General features: G+C 75.5%; 15 protein-coding genes and 1 pseudogene. 7 read left to right on the top strand and 9 right to left on the bottom strand.

Annotation, left to right across the window (positions count from 1 at the left end; translation table 11 throughout):
• Window positions 1-72 precede the first annotated feature (72 nt).
• The 5 genes from NR072_RS00355 to NR072_RS00335 form a co-directional block, all read right to left on the bottom strand.
• Complete coding sequence (locus tag NR072_RS00355; protein ID WP_250161759.1) at window positions 73-1,914, bottom strand: DEAD/DEAH box helicase; 1,842 nt, start codon at window positions 1,912-1,914, stop codon at window positions 73-75.
• 250 nt (window positions 1,915-2,164) lie between these two features.
• Entirely contained in the window at window positions 2,165-3,730 is a 1,566-nt protein-coding gene (locus NR072_RS00350) for an RNB domain-containing ribonuclease (RefSeq protein ID WP_144879506.1), read from the bottom strand.
• Window positions 3,731-3,797: 67 nt separating this feature from the next.
• Window positions 3,798-4,022, bottom strand: coding sequence for a DUF3107 domain-containing protein (locus NR072_RS00345; RefSeq protein WP_002854967.1), 225 nt, complete (start codon window positions 4,020-4,022; stop codon window positions 3,798-3,800).
• A 120-nt stretch (window positions 4,023-4,142) separates the two neighbouring features.
• Entirely contained in the window at window positions 4,143-4,799 is a 657-nt protein-coding gene (locus tag NR072_RS00340) for a TetR/AcrR family transcriptional regulator (protein ID WP_144879508.1), read from the bottom strand.
• A gap of 25 nt (window positions 4,800-4,824) precedes the next feature.
• Window positions 4,825-6,177: a glutamyl-tRNA reductase gene (locus tag NR072_RS00335; RefSeq protein ID WP_237068953.1), complete on the bottom strand. Its 1,353-nt coding sequence runs from the start codon at window positions 6,175-6,177 to the stop codon at window positions 4,825-4,827.
• A gap of 136 nt (window positions 6,178-6,313) precedes the next feature.
• On the opposite strand from NR072_RS00335, the gene hemE reads away from it, so the two are divergent.
• Genes hemE through NR072_RS00305 form a run of 6 tightly spaced genes read left to right on the top strand, consistent with a single transcriptional unit; the run spans window position 6,314 to window position 13,137 of the window.
• On the top strand, window positions 6,314-7,537 hold the full coding sequence (hemE, locus tag NR072_RS00330; RefSeq protein ID WP_036314314.1) for a uroporphyrinogen decarboxylase: 1,224 nt from the start codon (window positions 6,314-6,316) through the stop codon (window positions 7,535-7,537).
• Window positions 7,534-9,042, top strand: coding sequence for an NAD(P)/FAD-dependent oxidoreductase (locus tag NR072_RS00325; protein ID WP_036381112.1), 1,509 nt, complete (start codon window positions 7,534-7,536; stop codon window positions 9,040-9,042). Before hemE ends, NR072_RS00325 begins: the two co-directional genes overlap by 4 nt.
• Before the next feature lie 50 nt (window positions 9,043-9,092).
• Window positions 9,093-9,809 (top strand): hydrogen peroxide-dependent heme synthase, encoded by a 717-nt coding sequence (hemQ, locus tag NR072_RS00320; protein WP_036314319.1) that lies wholly within the window; start codon window positions 9,093-9,095, stop codon window positions 9,807-9,809.
• Window positions 9,809-11,158, top strand: a complete 1,350-nt coding sequence (locus tag NR072_RS00315; protein WP_206495952.1) for a ferrochelatase — start codon at window positions 9,809-9,811, stop codon at window positions 11,156-11,158. Before hemQ ends, NR072_RS00315 begins: the two co-directional genes overlap by 1 nt.
• Before the next feature lie 4 nt (window positions 11,159-11,162).
• A complete protein-coding gene (gene hemC / locus NR072_RS00310; RefSeq protein WP_230282682.1) occupies window positions 11,163-12,296 on the top strand; it encodes a hydroxymethylbilane synthase in 1,134 nt (377 codons plus the stop codon).
• 1 nt (window position 12,297) lies between these two features.
• On the top strand, window positions 12,298-13,137 hold the full coding sequence (locus NR072_RS00305) for a uroporphyrinogen-III synthase (RefSeq protein ID WP_250161762.1): 840 nt from the start codon (window positions 12,298-12,300) through the stop codon (window positions 13,135-13,137).
• 27 nt (window positions 13,138-13,164) lie between these two features.
• Here NR072_RS00305 and NR072_RS00300 read toward each other — a convergent pair whose 3' ends face one another.
• The 4 genes from NR072_RS00300 to NR072_RS00285 all read right to left on the bottom strand — a co-directional run bounded on the left by NR072_RS00300 (window position 13,165) and on the right by NR072_RS00285 (window position 16,608).
• Complete coding sequence (locus NR072_RS00300) at window positions 13,165-13,446, bottom strand: hypothetical protein (protein ID WP_049147275.1); 282 nt, start codon at window positions 13,444-13,446, stop codon at window positions 13,165-13,167.
• Between the two features lie 99 nt (window positions 13,447-13,545).
• Window positions 13,546-14,637: an NYN domain-containing protein gene (locus NR072_RS00295; RefSeq protein ID WP_256835749.1), complete on the bottom strand. Its 1,092-nt coding sequence runs from the start codon at window positions 14,635-14,637 to the stop codon at window positions 13,546-13,548.
• A gap of 92 nt (window positions 14,638-14,729) precedes the next feature.
• Complete coding sequence (locus tag NR072_RS00290) at window positions 14,730-16,121, bottom strand: NAD-dependent succinate-semialdehyde dehydrogenase (protein ID WP_256835748.1); 1,392 nt, start codon at window positions 16,119-16,121, stop codon at window positions 14,730-14,732.
• Between the two features lie 58 nt (window positions 16,122-16,179).
• The gene (locus NR072_RS00285) at window positions 16,180-16,608 is read right to left on the bottom strand and encodes an organic hydroperoxide resistance protein (RefSeq protein WP_044659746.1); all 429 of its coding nucleotides are present in this window, start codon (window positions 16,606-16,608) and stop codon (window positions 16,180-16,182) included.
• Between the two features lie 222 nt (window positions 16,609-16,830).
• Between NR072_RS00285 and NR072_RS00280 the strand changes: the two are divergent.
• Window positions 16,831-17,729 (top strand): annotated as a pseudogene (locus NR072_RS00280) (IS5 family transposase).
• Window positions 17,730-17,798 lie beyond the last annotated feature (69 nt).

Raw genomic sequence — 17,798 nt, 5'->3', positions numbered from 1 at the left:
CCTTCCGGCCGCCTGCACGGCGGTCAGAAGGGTCATTCGCGCAGAAGACTCCCGGGGGCCCGCAAGGGAGGGTCAGCCGTCCACGACCTCGCCGTTGCGGCGCCGCGTGCGGGAGCGGCCGCCCCGGCGACGACGGGCCTCGGCCCGGGCCTCGGCGCGCTCGGCCCGGCGGGCCTCCGTGAGCTCGACGCCGGCCACCGGCTCCGACGTCCGGGCCGCGGGGGTCTCGGAGCGCGAGGCGGTGCGCTCGCGGCCCTCGCCGCGACCACGGCCCCGGCCCTCGGCGCGCTGCTCGGCGGGTGCCTCACCACGCCCGCGGCCCGAGCGCTCGCCGCGGCCTCCGCCGCGTGCATCGTCACGGCCCTCGCCGGAGCGGCCGCCCCGGTTCCGTTCGCCACGGCCTCCGCCGCGCGCCCGGTCACGGCCCTCGCCGGAGCGCCCGCCCCGGCCTCGGCCGCCGCGCTCGCCGTCACGGGAACGGCCGCCGTCGCGACCCCGTCCGCGGCCGCCGTCGCGCTGCTTCGCCTCGGGGCCGCCGAGGTCCTCGAGCGTCTCGCCCTCGAGGCCCTCGAGCACGCGCTTGGCCTGCGGCAGACGGCCCTTCGTGCCCTTCGGGATGCCGAGGTCGGAGAACAGGTGCGGGGAGGAGGAGTAGGTCTCCACCGGCTCGGGCTGGCCGAGGCCGAGCGCCTTGTCGATCAGGGACCAGCGCATCATGTCCTCCCAGTCCACGAGGGTCACCGCCACGCCCTTGTTGCCGGCGCGGCCCGTGCGGCCCACGCGGTGCACGTAGGTCTTCTCGTCCTCCGGCGCCTGGAAGTTGAACACGTGCGTGACGTCGTCGACGTCGATGCCGCGCGCCGCGACGTCGGTGGCCACGAGGATGTCCACCTTGCCGTTGCGGAACGCGCGCAGCGCCTGCTCGCGGGCGCCCTGGCCGAGGTCGCCGTGCAGCGCGCCGGCCGCGAAGCCGCGCGCCGTCAGCTCGTCCGCCACGCGGGCGGCCGTGCGCTTGGTGCGCGTGAAGATGATGGTCCGGCCGCGGCCCTCGGCCTGCAGGGCGCGGGCCACGAGCTCGTCCTTGTCCATGTGGTGGGCGCGGTAGACGAGCTGACGGATGTCCTTCTTCGTCAGGCCCTCGTCCTCCGGGTCCGCCGCGCGGATGTGGGTCGGCTGCGTCATGTAGCGGCGCGCCATCGCCACCACGGGACCCGGCATGGTGGCCGAGAACAGCATGGTCTGGCGCACGGCCGGGACGGCGGCGAGCAGGGTCTCGACGTCCGGGAGGAAGCCGAGGTCCAGCATCTCGTCCGCCTCGTCCAGCACCACGGTGTTCACCAGGTCCAGGCGCAGGTGGCGCTGGCGCATCAGGTCGATGAGGCGGCCGGGGGTGCCGACGACGATCTCGACGCCGCGCTGCAGCTCCTCGATCTGCGGCTCGTAGGCGCGGCCGCCGTAGATGGTGGCGATGCGCAGGGGGCGCCGGGCCGCGGCGGCCGTGAGGTCGCCGGCCACCTGGACGGCGAGCTCGCGCGTCGGGGCGACGATCAGGGCCTGCGGGGCGCCCGCGGTGCCCTTGGCCTCGAGGCCGTCCCAGCCGGGCTCGCCCGGGCCGATGGCGCGCTGCAGCGCGGGGATGCCGAAGCCGAGGGTCTTGCCGGTGCCGGTCTTGGCCTGGCCGATGATGTCGTGGCCGCCGAGGGCGACCGGCAGGGTCATGGCCTGGATGGGGAAGGGGTGGACGATGCCCTTGGCCTCCAGGGCCTCGACGATCGCGGGGTGCACCCCGAAGTCGGCGAAGGTCTGCTCGGGGGCCACGGGGGCGGCGTCCTCGGTGACGATGTCCTCCGCGATCGCGGCGACCGTCGGGTCGAGGTCGGCGGAGGCGGGGGTGTGCTCGGAGTTCTGGGTCATGGCGACTCGCGTTCCTGGTCAGGCGTCGTCACGGCGGGCGGAAGGCCCGGCTCCGCCGTGCGCGCGGTTCAAGCGGAAGCCGATCGCGAGGCAAGCACGCGGAGCGGCCGACGGGCGGCGCCCCGTGGAACCGGGCGGGCGCGCCGTACGCGGCGGGCCGTGCCGGATCCGGCAGGTCATGGTGCCGTCCCGGGCGTCAGGGGCGCGGGCGGCGGGTCAGGGTGATCAGAGAGCGACCGGTCATCCTGGGTCAGCGTGAGCTGTGCGGCCAGTCTACCCCCGCGGCCGTGATCGCACCCGAGGCGCGGTCCACGCCCTCGATCCGCACGCGCACCCGGGTGCCCGCCGGGACGCTGCCCGGCACCCGCAGGCTCACGGCCGGGTCGAGCAGCCACACCTCCGTGCCGTCCTTCGCCTCGCGCACCGCGATCCCCTCGATCTCCCCGCCGACGCGGGACTCGAGCGCCGCCGCCTCCACGAGGTCCGCCGCCGTCCGGCTCGCGGCCGAGGCCCGGCGCGACGAGTCCGCCATGAGGGCGGGCAGCGCGGGCAGGGCGCTGCGGACCCATGCGGGGGCGGGGGCGCCGGTGGCATGGGCGTGGCACAGGGCCAGGACGAAGCGGTCCACGAGCCGGCGCAGCGGAGCGGTGGCGTGGGCGTAGGGGGCGGCGAGCGCGGCCTGGGCCGGTTCGTCCGGCGGGGTGCGCAGGGCCGGGTCCTCGGCCTGCGCGTCGAAGGCCGTGTACCCGGCGCCGCGGAACAGCCCGGTGGCCGCGTGCAGCGCCGCCAGGTGCCGCGCGTCGGCGGGGTCGAGGGAACGCAGGTAGGCGCCGTAGTCCTGGCCCTCGTCCCACGGGGCGCCCAGGGCGTGTGTGCGCTCTCGGAAGGCGGCGATGGCGTCGGCGTCCGGCGCCGGCATCGTGCGCAGGATCCCGACTCCGGCGGCCAGCATCAGCTCGGCCGCGGCCATGCCGGTCAGCAGGGAGAGCTGGGCGTTGTGCTCCTCCGCCGGCAACGGCGCCCGGTGCACGAGCTCGTGCGCCCCGTCCTCGGTGACACGGACCTCCTGGTCCGGCAGGTTCAGGGAGGCACCGCCGCGGGCGGCCTCCTGTGCGGCCCGCCGTCGGCCCACCTCCGGCAGCAGCGCCAGCGAGTCGCGCACCTCGGCCGGCCACCCCTCGGCGGCGGCCCGGTCCGCGTCGGTGACCCCGGGGCGCGGCGTCGTCGGCGCCTGTGCCCCCGGCTGCGCGTCGAGGAAGGCCTGCACCTGCCCGTACGTCAGCTGCGCCCGGGAGCGGATGCGGGCGCGTTCGAGGCCGGTCTCCACGACGGCGCCCGCGGCGTCCAGCAGGAACGTCCAGACGAACGCCGGGCGCTCGCGGTCCGGCAGCAGGGAGGCGGCGTCCTCGCTCAGCACCTCCGGGTGCAGGGGGACCCGGCCGTCGGGCAGGTAGACGGTCTGGCCGCGGCGGCGGGCCTCGGCGTCCACGGCGCCGCCCGGGGCCACGAAGGCGGGCACGTCCGCGATCGCGTAGCGGACGAGGATGCCGTCGTCGTCGGCGGGGGTCAGGAGCAGGGCCTGGTCCAGGTCCGTGGAGCCGGCGGGATCCACGGTGACGAACGGCAGGGCCGTGCGGTCCGCGTGGTCCGGGCTCCCGGTCAGGCCCGCGTGCACCTCACGCGCGGCCGCCTCCGCCTCGGCCAGGACGGGGGCGGGGAAGGCCGGCGGCAACTCGAGCTCCGTCCGCAGAGCGGCGAGACGCTCGAGCAGGGCCGGGTCGGCGGGGCCGCGGAGGCCGAGGGCGTGAGGCGACATGGTGATGCTCCTGGGCAGGGGCCGAGACGACGCACGCCCCGGCGGATCACCGGGGCGTGCGGGCGGGTCAGGAGGCGGCGAACCCGAGCGGGCCCGACTTCTTCGCGCCGATCTCCACGAAGCCGATGCGGTCGCCGGGGACGACCACCTGGCGGCCCTTGGCGTCCGCCAGGACCAGCGGGGTGCCGTCGGCGACGGCGGCGTCCACGAGGGAGCGGACCTCGTCCGCCGACTGCTCGCTGTCGATGACGACCTCGCGGCCGACGTGCTGCACACCGATGCGGATCTCCATGGGGAACCTCTTCTCTTCGTCGCGTCCTGTGCGGTCCGCCGTCAGCCTACGGGACCGCTCGGCGGGGTGGACGGGCGCCCACGAGGTTCACCCGCGGGCGAAACGGGCCGGACGGCCGGGTCAGCGCGGCGCGACGTCCGCGGAGGGCAGCGAGGCGAGGCCGCGCCAGACGAGCGCGTCCACCGTGCGGGCCATCTCGGCGGCGGCGGGGCGGGCGTCGGCGTCGAGCCGGTCCGCCCAATGGCGTGCGGCGCCCAGGAGATAGCCGACGAGTCCGCGGGAGAGCACCTCGGCCTCGGCCTCGGCCACGGTGGTGTCCGCGCGGATGGTGCGCGCGACCTCGGAGGAGAGCAGCCGGTGCACGGCCTCGCTGCGCGTGCGCACCTCCGGGTCCCCGTCGATGCCGGAGTCGAAGATCAGGCGGTGGGTCCGCTCGGGGGAGGCCATGTACTCGAACACGGCGGCGACGGTGGCCCGCACCCGTTCGCGATTGTCCCGGCGGGTGTCCATCGCCGCCTCGAGGAGCGCGCGCAGGCTCGCGACCTCGGCGTCCAGCAGCTCGAGGAAGAGCTCGTGCTTGCTGGGGAAGTGCTGGTAGAGGACCGGCTTGGAGACCTCGGCCCGCTCGGCGATCTGCTCCATGGAGGCCCCCGCGTACCGCTCCGCGGCGAAGACCGCGCGGGCGCAGTCCAACAGCTGGCGGCGACGCTCGTGCCGGGGCAGACGACGGCCTCGCCCGGGCTCGTCGGGCGCGGTGGCGGCGGGGTGGGCGGTCACGGGGTCCTCCTGGCGCGGGGCCGGCTCACGCGATGCGCGCGGCGCCGCCCTCGTCCTCGTGCGCGGGGCAGGCCGCCTCGACCGCGCCCACGGCGGGGGCGGGGCGGCCGGGGGCCTCGATCCCGAAGACCGCCTCGAGGGCGTCCTCATAGCGGTCGAGCCGGCCCTCGGCGGCGAGTCGCTTGGCGCGCACGCTGGGTTCGTGCAGGAGCTGGTTCACCATGCGGCGCAGGGCGAACTCCACCTCCTCGGCGGCCGCCGTGCAGCCGTGGCGGGCACGCACGCGCTCGAGCTCCCGGTCGAGCACGCCGAGGGTGTGGCGGCGCAGGGCCTTGATCGCCGCGTCGGCACTGCGGCCGCGCTGCGCGGCGCGGTACTCCTCGACGGCGTCGTCCACGAGCGCGCGGGCCTCGGCGACGGCGACCTGGGCCTGCTCGGGGGCGGCCAGCCGCACCGACTCGAGGGTGATGAGGTCGACGTCCGGCAGGTCCGCGACGGCGGGGTCGAAGTCGCGCGAGAGGGCCAGGTCGACCACCGTGAGCGGGCGCCGTCCGCCCTCGCGCAGCTCCTGCAGGCGCTCGGGGCTGATCTGGCGCTCGCCACCGGAGGAGCCGATGATCACGTCCGCCTCGGCGACGGCGCCGACCACGGCCTCGCCGCCGAGCGCGAGGGCCCAGCCGCCGCGGTCCGCGACGAACTGCTCCGCGCGGCCTGAGGCCGAGTGCACGCCGACGGTGGTCGCACCCCGGTCCGCCAGCTGCGCCAGCGTGGTGCCGGCGTAGGCGCCCGTGCCGATCAGCAGGATGGTGGCCCCGGCCCAGAAGTCGCGCTGGGCCGCGGCGTCGGTGAGACCGCGCAGCTCCTCCGCGAGGTCCAGGGCGACGGAGACGACCGAGCGGCCGGCCGCGCCGAGCGCCGTGCGGGAGCCGACGTCCTTGGCCGTGCGCGTGGCGGACTCGAAGAGGCGGACGAGCGGGCCCGAGGCGGTGCCGGCCTCCTGGGCCGCCGTCAGGGCGCGTCGGACCTGACCGGCGATCTCGCGCTCGCCCACCACGGCGGAGTCCAGTCCGGCGCCGACCTCGAAGAGGTGACGGGCCGTGGCGTCGGCGTCGAGCGTGCGGAACGCGGTGTGCACGTCCTCGTCCGGCAGGGAGGTGGAGGCGGCGACGGCGGACAGCAGCCCCGTGCGGGCGGCCTCGACGCCGGCCCCGTCGGCCTCGGCGTAGATCTCCACGCGGTTGCACGTGGCCAGCACGACGGCGCCCGCCGCGCCGCTGCCGGGCAGGGCGGGCCCGACCCCGGTCGCGCCGGCGCTGAGGCGGGCGACCGTGTCCAGGTCCAGGTCATGGTGGGAGGCGACGAGAGAGAAGACAGTCACAGCGGGCCAAGTCTAGCCCCGACCGCCCCGCCCGTCCGGGAAGGCGGACCTGACCCGGGTGCCGTCGGCCAGTGTGACGACGCTCACGGAGGACGCGGATGTGCCACCGCGACACGACCGGTGGGACACTGGGGGCATGTCCGCCCTGTCCCAGACCCCCGAGACCCCCGCGGCCGTCCCGGCACTGCCCGCCGAGCACCCGCTGCGCACCGAGGATCCGTCACGCTCGACCGTGGCCAGCCCGCTCCTTCGCGCGCTGCGCGGCCAGCGCCCCGACCGCCACCCCGTGTGGTTCATGCGGCAGGCCGGCCGTTCGCTGCCCGAGTACCGCCGGGTGCGCGAGGGGATCGGGATGCTCGACTCCTGCCTCATGCCGGACCTGGTCCGGGAGATCACGATGCAGCCGGTGCGCCGCCACGACGTCGACGCGGCGATCTTCTTCTCGGACATCGTGGTCCCCCTGCGCCTGGCGGGCGTGGACGTGGAGATCCAGCCCGGCGTGGGCCCCGTGCTCGGCCAGGCCGTCCGCACCGCCGACGACGTCGCCGCGCTGCCCGTCCTCGAGGACGCCGCCCTGGACGTCATCCGCGAGGCCGTCGCGGCCACCGTCGCCGAGCTGGGCCCGCGCCCCCTGATCGGCTTCGCCGGTGCCCCCTTCACGCTGGCGGCGTACATGGTGGAGGGCCGTCCCTCCCGCGACCACTTCGGCCCGCGGCGCATGATGCACGCCGACCCCGAGACCTGGGCCGCCCTGGCCGGCTGGGCGGCCACCGTGTCCGGCCAGTTCCTGCGCGCCCAGCTCGAGTCCGGCGCCTCCGCCGCGCAGCTGTTCGACTCGTGGGCCGGTTCGCTCTCGGCGGACGACTACCTCGAGCACGTGCAGCCGCACTCGACGGCGGCCCTCGCCCATGTCGCCGACCTCGCCGGGCCCGGCGTCCCCGACGGCGCCCCGCTCCTGCACTTCGGCACGGGCACCGGAGAGTTCCTGCACCACATGCGTGACGCGGGCGCGACCGCCGTCGGCGTGGACCACCGCCTCACGCTCGCCGAGGCGCACCGCCGGCTCAGCGCGAACCCCGGCCCCGACGGACGCGGCGCCGTGCCCCTGCAGGGCAACATCGACCCGGCCCTGCTCGCCGCCCCGTGGGAGGTCCTCGAGGCCCACGTGCGCGACGTCGTCGCCTCCGGCGCCGTCGCGCCCGGTCACGTCGTCAACCTCGCCCACGGCGTGCCGCCGGAGACGGACGCGGCCGTGCTGACCCGCGTGGTCGAGCTGATCCACTCCCTGCCCGTGCCGGAGCGGGAGGGCCAGGACCCGGCACCGGGGGCCGAGACCGCCGAGCGGGAGGAGCGCGCATGAGCGGCACGGCGCTCGTGGTCGGCGGCGGCATCGCCGGCCTCGTCGCGGCCCACCGACTGTCCGCGGCGGGCTGGGACGTGACCCTCGCCGAGGCCACCTCCGTGCTCGGGGGCGCGGTCTCCCCGCGCTTCCTCGACGTCCCCTCGCACGGCGAGACCGGGGCCCCCGAGACCCAGACCCTCGAACTCGACGGCGGCGCCGAGTCGTTCGCCGTCCGCGGCGCCGCCGTGCGCGCGCTCGTGGAGGAGCTCGGGTTGGGCGAGAAGATCGTCGCGCCCGAGCCCCTCGGCTCGTGGCTGCACGGTCCCGCCGGCCCCGTGCGTGCCCCGCGTCTCGGCATCGTCGGCATCCCCGGCGACCTCGACGCCGAGGACCTCGCCGCCGCCCTCACGCCGGCCGGCCTGGAGCGCGCCCGGCAGGACGCCGAGGCCCCCATGGATCGCTGGGCCGCCGCGCTCGCGGCCGGTGAACCGGTGACCGTCGCGCAGGTCGTGGCCGACCGCCTCGGCGACGAGGTGCTCGACCGCCTCGTGGCCCCCGTCGTCGCCGGAGTCCACTCGGCCGACCCCGCGGTCGTCGAGCTGGAGCGCGTGGCCCCCGGCCTGCTCGCCGCCGCCGTGGAGCACGGCGGGCTGGCCGCGGGCGTCGCCGCGCTGCGGTCCACCGGGACACCCGGCTCGCTCGTGGCCGGGCTGGACGGCGGCATGGTCCGCCTCACCGGTCGGCTCGTCGAGGCGCTGCGTGAGGACGGGGCCACCGTCCTGCGCGGCGTCCGGGTGGCCGCCCTGTCCCGCGTGCCCGCCACCGGCGGCTGGTGGGCCCAGATCTCGGACCGGGACGACGAGGTCGTCCGCGGGCTCGACGTGGACCGCGTCGTGCTGGCCGTGGACGGCGTCACCGCCTGGGACCTGCTGGCCCCGCTCTCGGCCGAGGCCCTGGACCCCGACGCCGGTCCCGCCCTCGGCGAGGGCATCGCGCTGGCCACGCTCGTCGTCGAGGCCGCGGGCCTGGACGACGCGCCACGCGGCACCGGAGTGCTGGTCGGCGCCGGGACGGACGTGGCCGCCAAGGCCCTGACCCACGCCACCGCCAAGTGGGCGTGGCTGCGCGAGGTCGTCGCGCGGCCGCAGGAGGACGGCGTCGCCCGTCACCCCCACCGCCATGTGCTGCGCCTGTCCTACGGCCGCCAGGGCGGCGGGCCCGAGGCCCTGGGCCATCGCAGCGCGGACGAGGAGCTGCTCGCGCAGGCGCTCGTGGACACGGCGACTCTCACCGGGGTGCCGCTGGCGGAGGAGGACGTCGTCGCCCGCACCGTCACCCGCTGGCGCCGCTCCATCCCGCCGCAGGCCGGCCCCGACCGCGCGAAGGCGGACACGCTGATCGACTGGGCACGGGACGTGCCCGGCCTCGACCTCGTGGGCAGCTGGGTGCACGGCACCGGGCTGGCCGCCGTCGTCGCCGGCGTGGACCGCACCCTCGGCGCCGACGCACCGCCCGCCGGCTGACCTCGCCCCCAGACCACCCCTGACGCAATCGGATCCCAAGGAAGAGGACCATGACCAAGGACAGCACCACCACCCCTGCCGAGGCCGGCAAGGACTGGTTCACCACCTACACCGTGTTCGCCCGCCCGCAGGGCGAGCCAGGCTGGCTGGGACTGGAGGGCCGCGACGCGAAGAAGGCCGCCAAGGAGTTCGACGAGGCCGTCGCGCGGGTGGCCCAGACCGGCGTGACCGTGCGCGGCGTCTACGACGTCTCCGGCATGCGCGAGGCCGGCGACGTCATGGTGTGGATGTACGGCCAGGTGCCCGAGGACCTGCAGGCCGCCATCCGCGAGCTGCGCCGCACCCGTCTGCTCGAGGGCACCACGATGGTGCTCTCGGCCATGGGCGCAGATCGCATGGCCGAGTTCAACAAGGACCACGTCCCCGCCTTCGCCATGGGCCGCAAGGCCCTGAAGTGGCTGTGCTTCTACCCGTTCGTGCGCTCGTACGACTGGTACCTGCTGGACCCGAAGGAGCGGGCCCGCATGCTCCGCGAGCACGGCCAGCTCGGCCAGGACTTCCCGCAGGTGTGGGCGAACACCACCAGCGCGTTCGGCCTGAACGACTGGGAGTGGCTGCTGGGCCTCGAGGCGGACGAGCTGACGGACCTGGTGGACATGATGCGCCACCTGCGCAACAACGAGACCCGCCTGCACGTGCGCAGCGAGGTGCCGTTCTACACCGGACGCCGTCTGGAGACCGCCGAGATCGCGGAGGTGCTGGCCTGATGACTACCGCCCCCGAGCCCCGCGCCGACGCGCCCGTCCACACCGGCCCGGACGCCGGCGTCGCCCCGGCCCTCCGGACGCCCGAGAAGGCCGCCGCCGGCGTCGACTACGACGTGTGCGGCGTGATGGCCCCCAAGGACTACGACGCCCTGCTGCTCGCCTCCTTCGGCGGGCCCGAGGGCCAGGACGACGTGATCCCGTTCCTGCGCAACGTCACGCGCGGGCGCGGCATCCCGGACGAGCGCCTCGAGGAGGTCGCCACCCACTACCGCGCCAACGGCGGCGTCAGCCCCATCAACGCGCAGAACCGCGCGCTGAAGGCGGCCATCGAGGCCGAGCTGGCCGCCCGCGGCCTGGACCTGCCCGTGTACTGGGGCAACCGCAACTGGGAGCCCTACTTCCCGGACACCCTCGCGCGGATGCACGCCGACGGGCACCGCCGCATCCTGACGGTCACCACCTCCGCGTACTCCTGCTACTCCTCGTGCCGCCAGTACCGCGAGGACATGGGCATGGCCATGGAGCAGACCGGCCTGACCGGGAAGGTGGACCTGGACAAGACGCGCCAGTACTTCAACCACCCCGGCTTCATCGAGCCGTTCCGGGACGGCCTGCGCGCGGACCTGGCCTCGCTGCGCGCGGAGCTGGGGGACGACGCGCGGATCCACGTGCTCTTCGCGACCCACTCGATCCCCACCTCCGACGCCGCCGCCGCCGGCCCGCGCGGCCTCGCCGCCGACCTGCGCGCGCAGGCGGGGGCGGAGCCGGGCGATGAGGGTGCGGACGTGTACTCGGCGCAGCACCTCGATGTGGCCCGCGAGATCCTCGCCGGCGTGCCCGAGGCCGCGGACGTGCCGTGGTCGCTCGTGTACCAGTCGCGCTCCGGCCCGCCCTCGGTGCCGTGGCTCGAGCCGGACATCAACGACGCGATGGAGCACCTCGCGGGCGAGGGCGCCGAGACGGACGCGCAGGGGCGCGCCGTGGCGGGCTTCGTCGTCGTGCCGCTGGGCTTCGTCTCGGACCACATGGAGGTGGTCTGGGACCTCGACACCGAGGCCAAGGAGACCGCCGAGGGGCTGGGCGTGGGGTTCCGTCGCAGCCCCACCCCGGGCACCGACCCGCGGTTCGTGGCCGGGCTCGTGGACATCGTGGAGGAGCGGCTGGGCCGCCGCGAGGGCCGCGCCGCGGCCGGCTGCTTCCCGGCCTGGTACGACGTGTGCCGGCCGGACTGCTGCGCCAAGGTGATGCGGGACGGCTCGGTGCGGCCGACGACGTCCGCGGTCGACGCCGCCGTGCGCGGGCTGGCCGAGCACGAGGCGGGCGCCGCGGCCCCCGCCGAGGAGGCCTGAGACCGTGACCCCCCTGCGCATCGGCACCCGGGGCTCCGCCCTGGCGACCACGCAGACCAGCCACGTGGCCGAGGCGCTCACGGAGCGATCCGGCCTGGCCCACGAGCTGGTGGTGATCCGCACCGAGGGCGACGTCACCACCGGCTCGCTGGCCTCGCTGGGCGGCACCGGCGTGTTCGCCTCGGCGCTGCGGGCCGCCGTGCTCGACGGCGTCGTGGACGCGGCGGTGCACTCGCTCAAGGACCTGCCGGCCGCCCAGCCGGAGACCCTCGAGATCGCCGCGGTGCCGGCCCGGGCCGACCTGCGGGACGCCCTGTGCGCCCGCGACGGCCTCACCCTGGCGATCCTGCCCGAGGGCGCCCGGGTGGGCACGGGCTCGCCGCGCCGCGTGGCCCAGCTCAAGGCGCTGCGCCCGGATCTGGAGCTGGTGGACATCCGCGGCAACGTGCAGACCCGCCTGGCCCGCGTGCCCGGGCTGGAGCAGCACGACGACCACGCCCCGGCCGCCGTGGGTTCGCCCCGCGGTGACCTCGACGCCGTGATCCTGGCCTGTGCCGGGCTCGACCGGCTCGGCCTGGACCACGTGATCACCGAGCGGATCGACCCGGAGGTCATGGTGCCCGCCCCCGGGCAGGGCGCCCTGGCCGTGGAGATCCGGGCCGAGGACGAGTCCTTCCTCGGTCGGGCGCTCCTGGACCCCGAGGCGCCGGTCGGAAGGCTGCACGCCGCCCTCGAGCTGGTCGACGATCGGGACACCCACGTGGCGGTCACCGCCGAGCGGGCCCTGCTGCGCCGCCTCGAGGCCGGCTGCGCCGCGCCGATCGGGGCCGTGGCCCGCGTGAGCGACGGCGAGGCCGGTGCGCCGCGCATCGAGATGACCGCGATGGTGGCCGCCCTCGATGGCTCGCGCGTGCTGCGCCGGACCTCGTCCGTGCAGCTCGACCCGGTGCCGGCCGACGTGGTCGGCGACCCGGCGGCCGCCGACGAGTGGCTCGAGGACACCCTGTTCGTGGCCGCGGAGGCACTCGGCGTGCACGTGGCCGAGCAGTTCGTGGCCGAGGGCGCCGACCTGCTGCCCGGCACGGTGCGCGGGGTGGACCGGGGCGACGGCGCCCCGCGGCCCGACGACCCGGCCTGAGATGCGCGTCCTGCTCACCCGCCAGCCGGCCCAGGTTGGCGACCTCGAGGCCGGTCTCGCCGGCGCCGAGGTGGCGGGGCGGCGGCTGCGGGTCGGCTTCCTGCCGCTGACCGACTTCGCGCTGCCCGACGACGACGGCCCGCTGCGCGCGCTGCTCGCGGACTGGGCGGGTGCCGACGGCGATGCGGTCGGGCCGGTGCGCTCGGACGGGCCCCGCTGGCTCGTGGTGACGAGCCCCAACACCGTACGGGCGCTCAGGGCCGTCGGCTGGGACGGCCATGTCCCGGCGGGCGCGCGGATCGCGGTCACCGGACCGGGCACGGCACGGGTGCTGACCGAGGCGGGCTGCGACGAGGCGCCGTGGCTGCCGCCCGAGGACCGCTCCGCCGAGGGCCTGATCGCCGGACTCGCCGCCCTGCATCCCCGCGGCGCCCGCGCGTGGCTGCCCCAGTCCGATCGGGCCCGGCCCCGCCTCGCCGACGGCCTGCGCGCGGCGGGCTGGGACGTGCGGACCGGGCTCGCCTACCGGGCGGTGCCGTATCCGGCGCAGGCCGGCAGGCGACTGCTCGACGGGGCGGCGGACGAGGGTCGGGGGGACGTCGTGACGCCCGCGCGGCTGGCCGAGGTCGCGGCGGGGACCGCCGTGGTGCTCACCAGCTCGTCCGCGGCGGAGGAGTTCGTGGCCGCGGGTCTGACGCCGCTGGTGGGGGAGCGGGTGCGGCTCGTGGCGATCGGCGCGCCGACCCGGGACACGTGCGCGCGGCGGGGTCTGCCCCTGCTCGGGACGGCCCCCACGCCGGACGCGGCCGGAGTGCTGGCCGTGCTGCGCGCTGCGGCCTGAGCCGCCCGTCCGCACTCGGGGCGAGGCTCAGTCGGGGCGGTCGCCGTCCGGGTCGGGCGCGTCGTCCTCCGACGGCGCCGGGCCGGCGTCGTGCTTCTCGTCCTGCGGCACGCCGGTGGCGGCGGCCATGATGTCCACCCGCGGGCCGCGCAGGATGGCGACCGAGACGTTGGTGAAGCCCGTGTTGGCGAGCAGCTCCGAGGCCTCCTCGTCCGTCAGGTCGTACGCGTGCGCGAGCATGCGCACGTTCTCCGTGTAGAAGGCGTGCAGGCGGTCGACGCCGCGCAGGAAGCCCAGAGTGTTCCCCATGGCGGGGAGCCTACCGGGCGGGCGTGGTGGGCGGGTGGCCGGCGGGTGAACGGCCGGTGGACCGGCCCGCCGGCCGCGGGGGACGACGGGCCGTGCCGCTCAGCCCTCAGCGCGGCGGCTGCGGCGGCGGACCAGCGAGACCTCCATGGTGCGGCCCTCGGTGCGGGTGCGCAGGTACGGCTGGTCCTCCACGAGGGTGGAGAGCTTGGAGTGCCCGAAGTCGCGCGGGTCGAAGTCCACGTGGGTGCGGCTCAGGTGCTGGCCGATCAGGGACAGCGTGGCCCAGCCGTCGTCGGTGCTCGTGGCGTTGACGGCCTTGGTGAGCGCGGCCTGCAGGTCGATGCGCGGGGCGGCGTCGGCCTCGTCGTGCTCGGGCTCGGCCTCGACCGGCACCTCGGGCGGGGTCGGGTCCTCGGTGACGTCCGACGACGACGCACGGCGGCCCCGCCGACCGGCCCCGGACTTCGCCTCCGCGGCCTTCCCGTCCTTGCCGGCGGCGGCGTCCCCGGCGGGCGCCTCGTCGGCGGCGGGCGCCTCGTCGGCAATGGGGGCCTCGGCGTCCGCGACGTCCGCGTCCGTGGCCTCGGGGGTGTCGGCGGCGTCGGTGGTCTTGGACCCGCGGCCGCGGCCTCGACCGCCGCGGCGGGACCCCGAGCGGCCGGAGCCCTCGGACGCCTTGGCGTTCTCCTCCTTGGCGGGGGCGTCCTCGCCGGTCTCGTCGTCGTCGACGTCGTGGTCCGTGGCCGTGCCGAGCAGCTCGAGGTAGATGAACTGGTCCACGGCGTTGCGCAGCGAGGCGGGGGTCTTGCGGGCGCCCAGGCCGATCACACGCTTGCCGCCCTCGCGCAGGCGGGTGGCCAGGCGCGTGAAGTCGGAGTCGGAGGAGACGAGGGCGAACGCGTCCACGTTGCCCATCCAGAGCAGGTCCATCGCGTCGATGATGAGCGCGGAGTCCGAGGAGTTCTTGCCCACGGTGTAGGCGAACTGCTGGACCGGCTGGATCGCGTGGTGGTTCAGCGCCTTCTTCCAGCCGTTGAGGTTGGTCGTGGTCCAGTCGCCGTACGCACGCTTGATCGTGGGGGTGCCGTAGGTGGCGAGCTCCTCGAGGATCAGGGGGGCGAACTTGGGGGAGACGTTGTCGCTGTCCATCAGGACGGCGATGCGCAGGGATGCGGGGGTGGGTTCGGGCATGGGACCCACAGTAGTCGGGAACGCCGCCGGGGAGGGGCCGCGGCGGTGCGCGGCCCCTCCTCGGGGCGAAGGCCCTCCGACGAGGGCGGGTGTCAGGCGGAGGCGCTGGTGACGGGGTCCGCGACGCGGACCAGGCGCTTGTTCACGAACTCGTCCACGCCGTAGGGGCCCAGCTCGCGGCCGAAGCCCGAGCGGCCGACACCGCCGAAGGGCAGCCCGGCCTGGGTGGTGCCGTGCTCGTTCACGAAGGCCATGCCCACGTCGAGGCGGCGGGCCGTGGCCTCGGCGAGCTCGAGGTCGTCGGACCACACCGAGCCGCTGAGGCCGAAGTCGGACTCGTTGGCCAGGGCGACGGCCTCGTCGACGTCCGCGGCCCGGTGCACGACGGCGACCGGGCCGAAGAGCTCCTCGGACCAGGCGCGCATCTCGCGGGTCACCCCGGTGAGCACGGTCGGCTCCATGAAGGCGCCGGCGCCGGTACGGGCGTGACCGCCGGTGCGCACCTGCGCCCCGTGGGAGACGGCGTCGTCCACCAGCTCCATCAGGTCCTCCCGAGCGGAGGTGCTGGACATGGGGCCGACCTGGGTGCCCTCCTCGCGGGGGTCGCCGACGGTCGCGTCCTTGAACGCGGCGGTGAGCTTCTCCACGAACGCGTCGTAGTGCTCGTCGAGGACGATCATCCGCTTGGGCGAGTTGCAGGCCTGACCGGCGTTGCTCAGCCGCGCCTTCGCCGCCGTCGCGGCCACGGCGTCGAGGTCGCCGCCGAGGACGATGAACGGATCGGAGCCGCCCAGCTCCAGCACGGCCTTCTTCAGGTGCTGACCGGCCGCGGCCGCCACGGAGGCGCCCGCGCCCTCGCTGCCGGTGAGGGAGACGCCCTGGACCCGCGGGTCGGCGATGATGCCGTCGATCCGGTCCGTGCCCACGAGGAGCGTCTGGTAGACGCCCTCCGGGAGGCCGGCCTCGGTGAGCAGCTCCTCGAGCCGCAGGGCGGAGGCCGCGCAGATCGAGGCGGGCTTGAGCAGCAGGGTGTTGCCCAGCAGCAGGTTGGGGGCGATGAACCGGGCCAGCTGGTAGTAGGGGTAGTTCCACGGCATCACGCCGAGGAGGACGCCGAGCGGCTCCTTCTCCACGCGCGTCGAGTTGGCGCCGTGGGCGGGGAGGGCGTCGTCCGCCAGCAGCTGCTGGGCGTTGTCCGCGTAGTAGCGGAAGATCTGGGAGCACAGCTGCGCCTCCCCGACGCCCTGGGCGAGCGGCTTGCCCATCTCCTCGGCGGCGATGTCGGCGAGCTCGTCGGCGTGCTGCGCGAGCAGGTCCGCCGTGCGCCGCAGGACCTCAGCGCGCCGGACGGGGTCAGTGCTCCGCCAGGTGGTGAAGGCGTCCTGGGCGGCGGCGAGGGCGTCCTCCACCTGCTCCTCGCTCATCGCGTCCCAGGTGCGGACGATCTCTCCGGTGGTGGGATCTTCGGTGCGGAAACCGGCCACGGGTGGTTCTCCTTCGATACTGGGTGGCCCGGCCCCGGTCGGGGCCGGGGTGGGGGGGTCAGTCGTCGACGACCTGCACGTCCACGCGGATGTTGCCGCGCGTGGCGTTGGAGTAGGGGCAGACCCGGTGAGCCGCGTCGGCGAGCTGCTGGGCCTCGTCATGGGGCAGGTCGGGGATCACGACCTCGAGCACGACGGCCAGGCCGAAGCCCTCGCCGGCCCTGCCGATGGCGACGCGTGCGCCCACGGAGGAGTCGCCGAGCTTCTTCTTGGCCTGACGGGCCACGCTCTGCAGCGCGGAGTGGAAGCACGCGGCGTAGCCGGCCGCGAACAGCTGCTCGGGGTTCGCGCCGTCGCCGCTGCCGCCCATCTCCGCGGGGACCGCGAGGTCCAGTGCGATGCGGCCGTCCGCGGTCTGGACGTGGCCGTCGCGGCCGGCGCCGGTGGCGACGGCCTCGGCGGTGTAGAGGGGGTCGATCTCGATCATGCGGTGCCTTCCTTGCCGGTGACGGGTCCGGGTGGCGGGCCCGAGGCGCGGGTGGCGCGTCTCCGCGCTCACGAGCGAGCGTAGTCCGCGGTCAGGTTGTGCGCAACCGAATTGCCGCGGGGAGTCGGGCGGCCGTGCCCCGACCCCCCGCCGCCCCGCGCCGACCGGCGCGTCCCGCCGCACCGCGCCTAGGGCGTGTTGCTAAAGGGTTCGGGGACGTGGATGCGCGAGTCTGGGGTCATGTCGCGTGATGTCATCTCAGACGAGCTCTGGGCCGTGATCGGCCCACTGTTCCCCGAAGCCAAGACCACCGGGCGTCCGCCCGTGGATCGGCGCATCGTGGTCGAGGCCACCGCGTGGCGCTTCCGCACCGGGGCTCCGTGGCGGGATCTGCCCGAGCGGTTCGGGAACTGGAACACGATCTACAAGAACTTCAACCGGTGGGCCGCCCAGGGCGTGTGGGAGCGGGTGCTGGAGAAGACCCAGTCCATGGCACAGCAGGCTGGCGAGCTGGATTGGGTGGCCTCGATCGATTCCACGATCGTGCGCGTCCACCAGCACGGGGCGACCCTGCCCCGCCCCACAGGGGGCCTGGATGAACTACAAGAAATCAGCGGACGAGCCGGCTGACCATGCCATCGGACGCTCCCGCGGCGGTCTGACGACGAAGAATCATCTGGTCTGTGATGGCAAGGGCAGGGTGCTGGCGTTCGTGGTGACCGGCGGGCAGGTGGCTTCACACCCCGATGCTGGCCACCACGCTGGAGCAGATCAGCGTTGCCGGGGCCCGTGGGCGGCCCCGGATACGGCCTGACCGCCTGATTGCAGACAAGGGCTACCCCTCGAAGGCGAACCGGGCCTGGCTGCGCCGGCATGGCATCGCGGCCACGATCCCCGAGCGGGCCGATCAGATCACGCACCGGCGCAGACGCCCGGGCCGGCCGATCGACTTCGGTGAAGACCAGCGCCAGCGCTATCGGGGCCGCAATGTCGTGGAGCGGTGCTTCAACCGGCTCAAACAGTGGCGAGGGATCGCGATGCGTTCGGACAAGTACGCCCGGAACTATCACGCCGGACTCAGCCTCGCAGCGACACTGCACTGGCTGACTACCCTCCTTTAGCAACACGCCCTAGATGTAGGAGGGCATGACGTTGTTGACTCGGGTCGGTGCCAGTGAGGCCGGAGGAGC

The sequence above is a fragment of the Micrococcus sp. Mcc89 genome (genome assembly GCF_024519795.1).
Lineage (GTDB): Bacteria > Actinomycetota > Actinomycetes > Actinomycetales > Micrococcaceae > Micrococcus > Micrococcus luteus.
The sequence above is the reverse complement of the archived record's forward strand: the minus strand, read 5'-3'. Positions and strand labels throughout refer to the sequence as shown.

Bases quoted from the DNA above. Each gene is read 5' to 3' on its own strand.
- NR072_RS00355 (WP_250161759.1), bottom strand. From the start codon at position 1,914: ATGACCCAGAACTCCGAGCACACCCCCGCCTCCGCCGACCTCGACCCG.
- NR072_RS00350 (WP_144879506.1), bottom strand. From the start codon at position 3,730: ATGTCGCCTCACGCCCTCGGCCTCCGCGGCCCCGCCGACCCGGCCCTG.
- NR072_RS00345 (WP_002854967.1), bottom strand. From the start codon at position 4,022: ATGGAGATCCGCATCGGTGTGCAGCACGTCGGCCGCGAGGTCGTCATC.
- hemE (WP_036314314.1), top strand. From the start codon at position 6,314: ATGTCCGCCCTGTCCCAGACCCCCGAGACCCCCGCGGCCGTCCCGGCA.
- NR072_RS00325 (WP_036381112.1), top strand. From the start codon at position 7,534: ATGAGCGGCACGGCGCTCGTGGTCGGCGGCGGCATCGCCGGCCTCGTC.
- hemQ (WP_036314319.1), top strand. From the start codon at position 9,093: ATGACCAAGGACAGCACCACCACCCCTGCCGAGGCCGGCAAGGACTGG.
- NR072_RS00315 (WP_206495952.1), top strand. From the start codon at position 9,809: ATGACTACCGCCCCCGAGCCCCGCGCCGACGCGCCCGTCCACACCGGC.
- NR072_RS00305 (WP_250161762.1), top strand. From the start codon at position 12,298: ATGCGCGTCCTGCTCACCCGCCAGCCGGCCCAGGTTGGCGACCTCGAG.
- NR072_RS00300 (WP_049147275.1), bottom strand. From the start codon at position 13,446: ATGGGGAACACTCTGGGCTTCCTGCGCGGCGTCGACCGCCTGCACGCC.
- NR072_RS00295 (WP_256835749.1), bottom strand. From the start codon at position 14,637: ATGCCCGAACCCACCCCCGCATCCCTGCGCATCGCCGTCCTGATGGAC.
- NR072_RS00285 (WP_044659746.1), bottom strand. From the start codon at position 16,608: ATGATCGAGATCGACCCCCTCTACACCGCCGAGGCCGTCGCCACCGGC.